Origin of the sequence: Actinomadura sp. 7K534 (assembly GCF_004348575.1) — a bacterium.
Classification (GTDB): Bacteria; Actinomycetota; Actinomycetes; order Streptosporangiales; family Streptosporangiaceae; genus Spirillospora; species Spirillospora livida.
In genome coordinates this window covers 19,807-29,709 of sequence record NZ_SMKB01000073.1, presented here as the reverse complement: position 1 = coordinate 29,709, position 9,903 = coordinate 19,807, and the positions used below count along the sequence as shown (strand labels likewise).

Genomic DNA, 9,903 nt, shown 5'->3' with positions numbered 1-9,903 from the left:
GGGCCTGCGTGGAGGACGGCCCGGGCGGGGTCGCGGCGGGCTGCAGGTTCGCCTGGTGCCCGCCGGTGTTGTACGAGGACCCGCCCGAGCCGTACGACGAGCCCCCCGAACCGTACGAGGGCCCGCTCGAACCGTAGGAGGAGCCGCCGCCCGAGCTGCCCGGCAGCGGCATCGGGCCGGTGCCTCCACCGCCCGAGCCGGAGCCGCCCGGCCCGACGTTGCCGGTCATGGCCGGGCCGAGGTCGCGGACCGACGGCGCCGACGGCACCGGCGGCTGGCTGAGCGGGGACGCCGGAGGCGGCCCGTTGTGCGAGGTCGTCTGGAGGGGGCCGAGCGCGCCGCCGTGGCCGTTGGAGCCGTGCCCGTTGGACAGCGGGCTCGTCCCGAGTGAGGAGCCGGCGGTGCCGTCCACGCCGGTGAGCAGGTTGACGTACGGGCGGAGGTGGCCGGAGCCGATCTCGATGAGGTCGTCGCACTCCTGCCGCAGCACCCGGGAGATCGTCCAGTTGCCGTCGACGGCGACGTGCACCACGGTGACGCGGACGCCGAGGTCCTGGGCGTCGGCGACGACCTGGGCGAGGTCCTCGTCCGCGCTGACCAGGACGGCGTCGGTGAGCGCGCCGTTGCGGGCGAGGGTCATCAGGTCGCGGTGGATCTCGGAGTCGACGCCTTCGCGGCGGCCGGGGCGGATGCGGCCGAGCCGCAGCTTGAGGCCGGGCAGGTCGGCGAGCGCGTCGTGCTCGGGGGAGCGGCGGCCCTCCACGGTCGCCTCGTACCAGTAGCAGCGCAGCAGCGGCATGCCCGTGCGTTCCCGGGAGAGGTTGCCCAGGAGCTGCAGGAGACCGCCGAAGTCCCACGAGACGGTGTCGCGGTGGCGCGTGCCGTGCACCGCCATCGCGCCGTCGGTCAGCAGGTAGCCGGCGTCTACGAACAGCGCGCAGCGATCCATGCGACACCGCCCTTCCTCAAACACGGGAGCTCACAGCGTGCTCAACCGGCGTACTGTCCGCGGGCGCCTATAGCGTAGTGAAGCACGTAAGCCCGGTAGGCCAATACGGTGATTCGCCACTCTTTCATGGCAGGCCGCCGGTTGGCGACTCCCCGGTAACAAAGATCTCGGGAGCCGCGGCGGACGCTACCAGCCTTTTCCGGCCGGCCCTGTGGTTCTCCATGATCTTTACGGGAAGGGGCAGCTCGCGGTTCAATCGCGGGACGCCCCGTACCCGGTCTTCAACCGCGCATGGGGCGCGGCGGCGCGACCGGCCCGGCCATCGACCCGCGGTTTCCGGTCGCGAATCGTGATGGATCGATCACGATTTGTTGTCCATTTCGCGGGCCGGGGATTTTCCGGGCGAGACGGCGCCGCGCGCTCAGCCGGTTATTCTCGCCCGCGCCATCTCGGCGAGCCTGCCGCCGTCCTTCGGGGTCTCCCAGCGCACGCCGCAGTCGCGCCCTGACAATTCGACGGTGGCGATGGCGTTGTCGAACCACGGGCCGTCGGTCAGCCGCCACCGCAGCGGCGTGGCGGGCACTTTCGCGAGCTTCGCCAGCGCGCGGAACGGCCAGCCCGTCGCCCGCGCGTACGCCAGCCGGTTCGCCCAGCGGAACACCCCGGCGAGGGGGTTGCGCAGCGGCGAGCAGACGACCTGCGAGATCTTCGACTCGGTGCCCGGCCCGGTGACCCGCGCCAGGTACGAGTAGTGGATGTCGCCGGACAGGAACGAGATGCTCGCCGGCGCCGGGCCGCGTTCGCCGCGTCCGACGGCGATGACGTCGTGGGCGAGGGTGCGGAACGAGCTCTCGAAGGCCGCCCAGTGCTCCAGGTCGGCCGCCTGCCTGACCTTCTCCCCCAGCTTCGCCGCGGTCTTGCCCCAGGCGCCGCCCGCGACCGCCTCGTTCCACGATTCCGCGTGGTGGATCGTCCTGGGCAGCAGGTAGGGGAGGGAACTCGCGATGAGCAGGTGGTCCATGCCGCCCTGGCACTGGTCGTCCAGCCAGGCGAACTCCTCGTCGTCGAGCATGCCGCGGCGGTCGGCGGTGAGGAGCCTGGAGCAGCGGCTGTCCACGACGATCAGCCGGACGCCGCCCCAGTCGTGCGCGTAGCTCCAGCGCGTGCTGGCCGGTTCCTTGTCGGCCTTCTCCGCGAACTCGTCCAGGACGGCGCCCGCGTCGCCCGTGCTGTCGGACGCCGTCCGCACCGCCTTGAAGACGGGATCGGACGCGCGGTCCTGCGGCGACATGTTGCCGAGGTGCTGGTAGATCCAGTACGAGCCGATCCCGCCGGTGATGCGGTCCTTCCACCAGGGCTGCGACCACATCTGCTGGCGCCACGTGTAGGACGTGTTCCAGTCGTCCCTGATGTCGTGGTCGTCGAAGATGGTGAACGTCGGGACCGTGGACAGCAGCCACCGCACCGCCGGGTCGTCGTACCAGGCCAGCTTGTAGAGGTAGGTGTACTCCTCGTAGTTCGCGACCTCTTCGACGGGCAGCTCTCCCGGCTCGCGGTGGGCGCGGATGAACTCGCGCATCTCGTCGGTCAGCTCGTCGGCGTAGATCTGGTCGCCGACCATGAGCAGGACGTCCGGCCAGACGACCGAGTCGCCGCCCGCGCGGAGCCGCTCGGCGAGCGAGGTGAGCGCGTCGTGCCCGAACTGCTCCACGGTCCCGGGGGAGCGGCGGCAGGAGCCGAACGAGATGCGCAGGGCGCCCGCCGGGTCCAGGGTCCTGATCTGGGACGGCGGGAACCCGGAGTCGCCCTCGGGCCAGACGGTCTCGCCGTCGGCCAGCACCTCGTAGGGGACGCGCGCGCCCGCGGCGAGGCCCTCGATCTCGACGACGGCGTAGTGGTGGCCGTGCGCGGTGAAGGTCCGGGCGGCGGCGTCCACACCGTGCTCCCGGCCGACGACCCGGACCTCGCAGGGCCGGTCGGTCTCCACCCAGATCGTCGCGGTGTGGTGACTCACGTGCCGGAGGTGGGGGCCGAGTAGCAAAGCGGTCATGTCAGTCTCTCTAGCCGACCGGACCCCGCCGCGTCCACCGAAGCGGCAACCGGGGTTGGCGGCGCGGGATCATCCGGGCCGGCCGCGCAGGAACTTCGCCTCGGTCTCCGCGTCGAGACCGACCGCCGGCCGGTCGGGACGTTGCGGCGCCCTTCCTCCGATGCTCTGCAGCCACTCCCACGTGTCCGTGACCGTTTCCTGCACGGATCTGCAGCGCAAGCCCGCGGAAAGGGCCTTGGCCACGTTCCCCCGGTGCATCATGTCGTACGCCTCACCGGGCGGCAGCCAGACCGGAAGGTCGGTCCACGGCTGGATGCCCGCGTCGAGGATCTCCTTAGGAGAGGTCCACACGAGCTCGGCGTCGGAACCCGTCGCCTGGATGCACGTTTCGAGGAACTCGCTCATCGTCGTGTGGCCGGGCGGGCTGACCAGATTGAACGGCCCGCCGAGTTCCTGCTCGATGGCGTCCAAGGTCCAGGTGGCCAGGTCCCTGGCGTCGATGTACTGCAGGCCCGCGTCGCGTGGGCCGGGGGCCAGGACTGCACCGCCTCGCGCCATGCGCGTCAGCCACCACGGCAGGCGCCCGATGTTCTCGTAGGGGCCGAGGACGAGTCCCGCCCGCACCAGAAGGGCCCGCTCACCGAACACCTCTGTCGCTGCGAGTTCTCCCCCGCGCTTGGCCGTCGCGTAGTCGACGTCGTCGCCGTCGCCGGGGGAGCCGCCGACCACGGCGGCCTCCTCGCCGGACCCGGCCGGCGCGGGGAACTGGTAGACCGAACGGCTGGAGATGTAGGCGTACCGTCCGACGCGTCCGTCCAGGAGTCTTGCGACGTCGCGCACGGCGGACGGTGCACTCGACCAGGTGTCGACGACCGCGTCCCATTCCCCGTCGTCGAGCGCTTGGAGGCCGCCTTCCGCGGTTCGGTCGCCGTGCAGCGACGCGACTCCCTTGGGCGGCTCGTGCCGTCCCCTGTGGAAGACGGTCACCTCCCATCCCCGGGCGAGCGCGTCCTCGGTGGTGGCGCGGCCCACGAACTCTGTCCCGCCCAACATCAAAAGCCTCATGGGAGAACTCTGCCCTCTGTACGTTCTGTACGGAACGGCCGCACGCTCAGAGCGGAACCGTTCGGCGGTTGTACAACGGAACCGTTCAACCGCCGAACGGCCCGCCCGTAACCGGAGTAGCTTCACGACCGTGACCGATTCCTTCGACCTTGTCCGGGATCTCCCGGCCGCGCTGCGCGACCGGACGGCCGCGTGGGCGTACATCCGGGGCTTCGCCGCGACGTGGCGGACCCCGCTGGCCCCCGGCGACGGAATCCCGTACGCCGACCTGACGGCGGTCGAAGCGGACCTCGGCGTGCGCCTCCCCGCCGCCCTCCGCGAGGCGTACGCGCTGTTCGGCCGGCGCACCGACCTGCACAGCAACATGCACTCGCTGCTGAGCCCGGACGAGTTCTACGTGGACGACCGCAAGGAGGCGCTCGTCTTCCGCGAGGAGAACCAGGGGGCCGCGTCGTGGGGCGTCCTCCTCGGCGACCTGGACAAGGCGGACCCGCCCGTCCGCATGCGCACCGACCTGGGGGACAAGGAGGCGGAGCGCTGGGAGGGCTGGCTGGCCGCCTTCTCCACGTCCTGCATAGAGATCGTCCTCTCCGAGGCGCTCCAGGCCGACGAACCCGTGTGCGACCACGGCGACTTCGAGGACTTCGAAGAGTTGGACCGCCGCTTCACCCGGCTGCCCTTCCCGTCGTACCCCGAGGGCGAGGAAGGCGAGGCCTTCTACACGGCCCCGGGCCTGCTCATCTGCGACGCCGGAGGCTGGCTCTCCGTCCGCGCCAGCGACGAGGAGACCCTGGACCGCTTCCGCGAGGACTTCCCCGCCGACTGGCTCACCTCCTGACGGCGTCCACCAAGCCCGACCCGTTCCGTTGCCTCGCGGCGTGGGTCGTTATCCGGCCTGCCATGACAACAGCACGCCGCAAGCCAAACGATGTGGTGCCTGCGCCCGTCCGCTGAGAGGTGGTTGTGGGCGGCGTGCAACGGGGTGAGGCGGGTGGGCCGTATTCCGGGGCGCAGCGTTATGTGTGGGCTGACCGGTTGGCATACCTGATGGTATTTATGTCCCGCTCGATAGGAGTCGTGCGGATTTAAGTGGTTGGCCTTGCGTGGGGCAAAGTTCGGTCTAAGGTCGAGTTTCTGCAACTCTCATTCGGTGGGGGAATGGGCGTGCGCATTGACGACTGCCTTGCGCGGATGATGACGATCCCGGGCGCGCAGCGGGTCACGCTGGTGGACTGCGCCAGCGGGCTCGCCGTCGCGGCCGCGGGCCGGGAGGACCTCGTCGACCAGCACGAGGACGCCGCCGGCGCGACCGACGTGGTGCGGGCCGTGCTGACCGCGCCCGCGCTCAGCGCCACCCCGGCCGGCGACGACGTCGAGGAGATCATCGTCTGCGGTACGGGCGGATACCACCTATTGGCCCTCACCGGAGCGGATCCCGACGGCCATCTGTTCGTCCATTTGCTGCTCGACCGGGAAAAGGGGAATCTCGCGCTCGCCCGGCTGCGGATGCGGGGCCTCGTCGATGAAATGACAGGGCCGAAATGACGTTGCCGAAGTGGCAGGGACGAAGTACCACGGCCGAAGTGGCGGAGAGCCGAAGTGGCGGGGTCGAAATGACGGACGGGTGACGGTGGCGGATATTCCAGAAGTCCTCGGTTCGCTGGAGCGTGCGCGCGGCACCGGTTCGCTGCGCGTCGGAGAGGAGGGTGCGATACATATCCGCCGCGGGCGCGTCACCGGTGCCGAAAGCCGCCACGCGCCCGGCGCCGGCGGGCACGATCCCGAACTGGCGGCGCTGCTCGCGCTGTTCGACGCCGCCTATTTCCTGCTCGGCTCGGACGCCGAACCGGTCTTCACCGAGGAGCCGGCGGCCGCGGCGTCCCCGGGGATCACCGTGGCGACGCTCGTGCACGAGCAGCGCCGGCGCCGCGGGCTGCTCGACGCCGCCTGGCCGGACGGGGCCGTGGACGTCGCGCCGGTGGAGCCTGTCCGGCGCGTCCGGCGGCAGCGCGTCATCCTGACCGGCCTCCAGGCGGAGATCCTCCTCAACGCCGACGGGACGCGGACGCCGGCGGAGCTGGCGCGGGACCTCGGGCGGACGGCGTTCGCCTGCCTCCTCGCCGTCCGCGGCCTCGCCGCGGCGTCGCTGCTGCGCACCGAGGCCCCGGAACCCGAGCCGGCGCGGACCGGGCCCCCGAGCCCCGGGCCGGTGCCGCGGCCGGAGCTCCCGGCCGAGTGGGCGCCGGCCGACCAGGACCTCCTCACCCGGCTCCGGACGGCGCTCGTGGAACTCGGCTGACCGTGTGGACACTGATCGAAAGGCTGACGAAGGTGGCGAAACGAGCGGCGCCGGCGGTGCGGCTGCCGGAGGCCGAGGTGACGGCCGAGCTGAGGACGCTGCGGGCCCGCATCCCGCAGCTCACCGGGACCCTGGTCGCGTCCGCGGACGGCCTGCTCATCGCGCAGGACCTGCCCGAGTCCGTCGAGCCGTCCGGCATGGCGGCCGTGACCGCGACCGGCCTCTCGCTGGCGCACCGCATCGCGCAGACCGCGCACGGCGGCGCGTTCCACGAGGTCGTGATCCGCGGCGTGGACGGCTACGTCGTGATCTACGCCGCGGGGCCGACCGCGTCCCTCACCGTCCTCGCCGGCCCGGCCGTCAACGTCGGACGGCTCCACCTGGAGTCCCGCCCCGCCGCCCGCGCCATCGCCGCGCACCTCGCAGGACCGCGCACCGACCGCACATGACGACCACTGCACACGACAATCATGAAAGGGGAGCACGCATGTCCAACCTGGATCTCGCGCTGAAGGACATGATGGCCATCGACGGGGCGATCGGCGTCGCCGTCGTCGACCACAACAGCGGGATGGCCCTCGGCCAGCTCGGCAGCTCGAAGACCCTCGACCTCCAGGTCGCGGCGGCCGGGAACACCGAGGTCGTCCGGGCGAAGCTCCGCACCATGGAGCAGCTCTCCATCAAGGAGGAGATCGAGGACATCCTCATCAGCATCTCCAGCCAGTACCACGTCATCCGCCCGGTGACCGGACGCAAGGGCAAGGGCCTGTTCCTCTACATGGCGCTGGACCGCGCCCGCGCCAACCTCGCCCTGGCCCGGCACCGCCTCCGCGACATCGAGGAGAACCTGGAGGTCTGACACGCAGGTGCCCGCCGCCCCCGGGCAACGGGGGCGGCGGGCACAAGCCTCCGCGGGCCCTACTTGGTGAGGGTCAGGCCGCGGGCGGGCTGGACGGTCAGCTTGTCGGCGGCCTCGTCCAGGTCGACGAGCACCTCGTCGCCGTCGCGGACCTCGCCGGAGAGGAGCTCGCGGGCGAGCTGGTCGCCGATGGCCGTCTGGACGAGGCGGCGCAGCGGCCGCGCCCCGTACAGCGGGTCGTAGCCGGTCAGCGCCAGCCACTCGCGGGCCGCGTCGCTCACCTTGAGCGTGAGCTGCCGCTCCGCGAGCCGCCTGGCCAGCTGGTCGACCTGCAGGTCAACGATCTTCGTCAGCTCGGCGGTGGACAGCGAGTCGAACAGGATCACGTCGTCCAGCCGGTTGAGGAACTCCGGCTTGAACGAGTTCCGCACCGCGTTCCAGACCGCCTCGCGCTTCGCGCCGTTCTCCAGCGTCGGGTCGACCAGGAACTGCGACCCGATGTTGGACGTGAGGATCAGGATCGTGTTGCGGAAGTCGACCGTGCGGCCCTGGCCGTCGGTGAGCCGGCCGTCGTCGAGGACCTGGAGGAGGATGTCGAACACCTCGGGGTGCGCCTTCTCCACCTCGTCCAGCAGCACCGCCGAGTACGGGCGGCGCCGGACGGCCTCGGTGAGCTGCCCGCCCTCCTCGTAGCCGACGTAGCCGGGCGGGGCGCCGACCAGCCGCGCAACGCTGTGCTTCTCGGAGTACTCGCTCATGTCGATGCGGGTCATCGCCCGCTCGTCGTCGAACAGGAACTCCGCGAGCGCCTTCGCCAGCTCCGTCTTGCCGACGCCGGTCGGGCCGAGGAACAGGAACGAGCCGGTCGGGCGGTCGGGGTCGGAGATGCCCGCGCGGGCGCGGCGGACCGCGTCCGACACCGTGCGGACGGCGGCGGACTGCCCGATCAGCCGCCTGCCGAGCTCCTCCTCCATCCGCAGCAGCTTCGCCGTCTCGCCTTCGAGCAGCCGGCCGGCGGGGATGCCCGTCCACAGCGCGACCACGTCGGCGACGTCGTCGGGACCGACCTCCTCCTTGACCATCGCGTCGCGGTTCTCGGCCGCCTCCGACGCCTCCTCCAGCTGCTTCTCCAGCGCCGGGATCTCGCCGTAGGTGAGCCGCGCGGACGTCTCCAGGTCGCCGTCGCGCTGCGCCCGCTCCGCCTCGCCGCGGAGCTGGTCGATCCGCTCCTTGATCTCGCCGACGCGGTTCAGGCTCGCCTTCTCCTTCTCCCAGCGGGCGACGAGGCCGGTCAGGTGCTCCTGCTTGTCGGCCAGGTCGGCGCGGAGCTTGTCGAGCCGCTGCCGGGACGCCTCGTCGGTCTCCTTGGAGAGGTTCATCTCCTCCATCTTGAGCCGGTCGACGGTGCGCTGCAGCTCGTCGATCTCGACGGGCCGGGAGTCGATCTCCATGCGCAGCCGGGACGCGGCCTCGTCCACCAGGTCGATCGCCTTGTCCGGCAGGTACCGGGACGTGATGTAGCGGTCGGACAGCGTCGCCGCCGCCACCATCGCCGAGTCGTTGATCTGCACCTTGTGGTGCGCCTCGTAGCGGCCCTTCAGCCCGCGCAGGATCGCGATCGTGTCCGCCACGGACGGCTCGCCGACGAAGACCTGCTGGAACCGGCGCTCCAGCGCCGCGTCCTTCTCGATCCGCTCGCGGTACTCGTCCAGCGTCGTCGCGCCGATCATCCGCAGCTCGCCGCGGGCCAGCATCGGCTTCAGCATGTTGCCGGCGTCCATCGCGCCCTCGGCCGCGCCCGCGCCGACGACGGTGTGCAGCTCGTCGATGAACGTGACGACCTGCCCCTCGCTCTCCTTGATCTCGTGCAGGACGGCCTTCAGCCGCTCCTCGAACTCGCCGCGGTACTTCGCGCCCGCGACCATCGCGCCGAGGTCGAGCGACACGAGGCGCTTGCCGCGCAGCGACTCGGGGACGTCCCCCGCGACGATGCGCTGCGCCAGGCCCTCCACCACGGCGGTCTTGCCGACGCCGGGCTCGCCGATGAGCACCGGGTTGTTCTTCGTCCGCCGCGACAGCACCTGCACGACCCGGCGGATCTCCGCGTCGCGCCCGATCACCGGGTCGAGCCGGCCGTCGCGGGCCGCGGCCGTCAGGTCGACGCCGTACTTCTCCAGCGACTGGTAGGTGCCCTCGGGGTTCTCGCTGGTGACGCGGGCGTGCCCGCGCACCTTCTCGAACGCGTCCAGCAGCGCCTGCGGCGTCGCGCCGTGCTCCTTCAGCAGGCCCGCGACGGGGCCGCCGTCGGCCGCCAGCCCGACCAGCAGGTGCTCGGTCGAGACGTAGTCGTCCTCGAGCTGCTCCGCGCGGTGCCCCGCGGTGTTGATGGACCGCTGGAGCTGCCCCGACAGGCGCGGCGTCGCGACCGTCGAGCCCTCCGCCTTCGGCTTGGCGGCGAGCTGCTCCTCGGCCTGCCGCCGGATGACCTGCCAGTCCGCGCCGACGGCCTCCAGCAGCGGGACGGCCGTCCCGTCGGTCAGTCCGATCAGCGCCACCAGCAGGTGCTGCGGCTCCACCTCGGGGTGTCCCTCCGCCGCGGCCCTGCGGACCGCGACCGACACCGCTTCCTGGCTCTTCTGCGTCAGTTTGTAGTCCATGTGTCCCCAGCCCCCGTGTATTGA

9 protein-coding genes are annotated in these 9,903 nt (G+C 71.5%); 5 read left to right on the top strand and 4 right to left on the bottom strand.

Translation table 11 applies throughout. The features are described from left to right. The 3 genes from E1266_RS39455 to E1266_RS16730 form a co-directional block, all read right to left on the bottom strand. The coding region (locus tag E1266_RS39455; RefSeq protein ID WP_243718493.1) for an NYN domain-containing protein at positions 1 to 949 on the bottom strand (949 nt) is incomplete at its 3' end. 421 nt (positions 950 to 1,370) lie between these two features. Further along, positions 1,371 to 2,999: an alkaline phosphatase D family protein gene (locus E1266_RS16735; RefSeq protein ID WP_132047915.1), complete on the bottom strand. Its 1,629-nt coding sequence runs from the start codon at positions 2,997 to 2,999 to the stop codon at positions 1,371 to 1,373. A gap of 69 nt (positions 3,000 to 3,068) precedes the next feature. Further along, the gene (locus E1266_RS16730) at positions 3,069 to 4,064 is read right to left on the bottom strand and encodes an NAD-dependent epimerase/dehydratase family protein (protein ID WP_132047913.1); all 996 of its coding nucleotides are present in this window, start codon (positions 4,062 to 4,064) and stop codon (positions 3,069 to 3,071) included. A gap of 130 nt (positions 4,065 to 4,194) precedes the next feature. Here E1266_RS16730 and E1266_RS16725 point away from each other — a divergent pair, with 130 nt between their 5' ends. From E1266_RS16725 to E1266_RS16705, 5 genes are all read left to right on the top strand, one after another. Beyond that, positions 4,195 to 4,902 carry an SMI1/KNR4 family protein gene (locus E1266_RS16725; RefSeq protein WP_132047911.1) on the top strand — a complete coding sequence of 236 codons (708 nt, stop codon included), beginning with the start codon at positions 4,195 to 4,197 and terminating at the stop codon, positions 4,900 to 4,902. Positions 4,903 to 5,222: 320 nt separating this feature from the next. Beyond that, positions 5,223 to 5,609, top strand: a complete 387-nt coding sequence (locus E1266_RS16720; protein ID WP_207945695.1) for a hypothetical protein — start codon at positions 5,223 to 5,225, stop codon at positions 5,607 to 5,609. A gap of 79 nt (positions 5,610 to 5,688) precedes the next feature. After that, positions 5,689 to 6,363 carry a hypothetical protein gene (locus tag E1266_RS16715; protein WP_132047909.1) on the top strand — a complete coding sequence of 225 codons (675 nt, stop codon included), beginning with the start codon at positions 5,689 to 5,691 and terminating at the stop codon, positions 6,361 to 6,363. 32 nt (positions 6,364 to 6,395) lie between these two features. Next, complete coding sequence (locus tag E1266_RS16710) at positions 6,396 to 6,812, top strand: roadblock/LC7 domain-containing protein (protein ID WP_243718491.1); 417 nt, start codon at positions 6,396 to 6,398, stop codon at positions 6,810 to 6,812. Positions 6,813 to 6,850: 38 nt separating this feature from the next. Then, positions 6,851 to 7,222 (top strand): hypothetical protein, encoded by a 372-nt coding sequence (locus E1266_RS16705; protein WP_132047908.1) that lies wholly within the window; start codon positions 6,851 to 6,853, stop codon positions 7,220 to 7,222. A 59-nt stretch (positions 7,223 to 7,281) separates the two neighbouring features. Here the strand turns inward: E1266_RS16705 and clpB are convergent, their stop codons facing one another. Next, complete coding sequence (gene clpB / locus E1266_RS16700) at positions 7,282 to 9,879, bottom strand: ATP-dependent chaperone ClpB (protein ID WP_132047906.1); 2,598 nt, start codon at positions 9,877 to 9,879, stop codon at positions 7,282 to 7,284. Positions 9,880 to 9,903 lie beyond the last annotated feature (24 nt).